The sequence below is a fragment of the Actinokineospora sp. NBRC 105648 genome (assembly GCF_030269645.1).
In the GTDB taxonomy this organism is placed as follows: Bacteria; Actinomycetota; Actinomycetes; order Mycobacteriales; family Pseudonocardiaceae; genus Actinokineospora.
Map to the genome: position 1 here is coordinate 1 of NZ_BSTR01000106.1, position 1423 is coordinate 1423.

Consider the following 1423-nt stretch of genomic DNA (forward strand, 5'->3'; position numbering starts at 1 on the left):
CGATGGCGACGGCGGACTGGAGCAAGAAGACCAGCGATGCGCCGGAGGGTGCTCGTCGGCAGTGGCGCGCGGATCGGGCGCTGCGGCCCGCGATGCGCTCGCCCGGGCGGCCTGAGCCTTCGCGGGCGGTGCAGCGGCAGTTCTGGCGTCTGATCGCGACGGGCATCACGTCGGCCGAGGCTGCGGTGGCGGTGGGTGTGTCCGTGCCGGTCGGGATCCGCTGGTTTCGCCACGCTGGTGGCATGCCACCGATCTCGCTCGCTGCGCCTACCGGCCGCTATCTGTCTTTCGAGGAGCGTGAGGAGATGGCGTTGCTGCGCGCGAAGCAGTTCGGCGTGCGTGCGATCGCGCGTGCGATCGGGCGCGACCCTGGGACGGTCTCTCGCGAGTTGCGCCGCAACGCGGCCACCCGAGGCGGTAAGCAGGAGTACCGGGCGCTGGTGGCGCAGTGGAAGGCTCAGCAGGCGGCAAAGCGTCCCAAGACGGCGAGGCTCGCGGCCGAGGACCGGTTGCGTGAGTACGTCCAGGAGCGCCTTGCCGGCAACGTCCGCCGGCCGGATGGCACCGTCGTCGTCGGGCCAGAGCCGCCGGCGTGGAAGGGGCTGAGCAAGCCGCATCGGCAGGATCGGCGGTGGGCGACCGCGTGGAGTCCGGAACAGATTTCGCACCGGCTGAAGCTCGACTTCCCCGATGACGAGTCCATGCGCATCAGCCATGAGGCGATCTATCAGTCGCTGTTCATCCAGGGCCGTGGCGCACTCAAACGTGACCTCGTCGCCTGCCTGCGAACAGGCCGCGCTCTGAGACGGCCACGGGCTCGAGTACAGAACCGCCCGCAAGGGCATGTCAGTGCCGACGTCGTGTTCTCCGAGCGGCCCGCCGAAGCCGCTGACCGCGCCGTTGCGGGGCACTGGGAGGGCGACCTGATCATCGGCGCCGGCCGGTCGGCGATCGGCACGATCGTCGAACGCAAGAGCCGCTTGACGCTGCTGGTGCATTTGCCCCGCCTGGAGGGTTGGGGTGAGAACCCGCCCGTCAAGAACAGTCCTGCGTTGGGCGGCTATGGCGCCGTCGCGATGAACGCCGCGCTCATCGCGACGATGACCACACTTCCCGAACAGCTCCGCAAGACGATCACATGGGACCGCGGCAAAGAACTCTCCGCACATGCCCAGTTCGCGCTCGAGACGGGCACGAAGGTGTTCTTCGCCGACCCCCACTCGCCCTGGCAGCGGCCGACGAACGAGAACACCAACGGGCTGCTGCGCCAGTACTTCCCGAAAGGCACGGACCTCTCCCGCTGGTCCGCCGAGGACCTCGAAGCCGTCGCTCTCGCACTCAACAACCGACCCCGAAAGAGCCTCGACTGGAAGACCCCAGCCGAGGTCTTCAACCAACAGCTACGCTCGCTCCAACAACCCGG

At 68.5% G+C, this 1423-nt stretch carries 1 protein-coding gene; it reads left to right on the forward strand.

Features of this window, described 5'->3' with window-relative positions; translation table 11 throughout:
- Positions 1 to 2: 2 nt before the first annotated feature.
- Positions 3 to 1423, forward strand: a 1421-nt coding sequence (locus QSK30_RS36565; RefSeq protein ID WP_502871946.1) for an IS30 family transposase, incomplete at its 3' end; no start/stop codon positions are given.